Source organism: Arthrobacter sp. MDB1-55, assembly GCF_059092925.1.
Window position 1 is genome coordinate 1 of the sequence record NZ_JBNHID010000011.1, and the last position, 269, is coordinate 269.

Below are 269 nucleotides of genomic sequence, written 5' to 3' on the forward strand. Positions count from 1 at the left end.
GGGCGCGGATTCGGAGTTGGTGTTCCGGGTTAACCGGAGTGTGGTGGTTCTCAATGACATCAATGCCGGGGATGTGTGGCTGGTGTTGCAAAACATGGAGTTGGTGGATAACTGGGGTGACATCATTCCGCCGAAGCAGGAGTCGGATGAGGAGGATGAGGAGTCGGCCAGTGAGAATCCGGTTAACACGCTGCCGGACCGGTCGGGGGAGAACCGTCCGCCGGTAGCGACCGATGATTCGTATGGTGCCCGTGCCGGGCGGACGACCA

At 60.2% G+C, this 269-nt stretch carries 1 protein-coding gene; it reads left to right on the forward strand.

Going from position 1 to position 269, the window contains the following annotated elements:
• Positions 1–43: 43 nt before the first annotated feature.
• Positions 44–269 (forward strand): hypothetical protein (locus AC5RU3_RS15640; protein ID WP_493966134.1); only part of this gene is annotated, 226 nt, incomplete at its 3' end.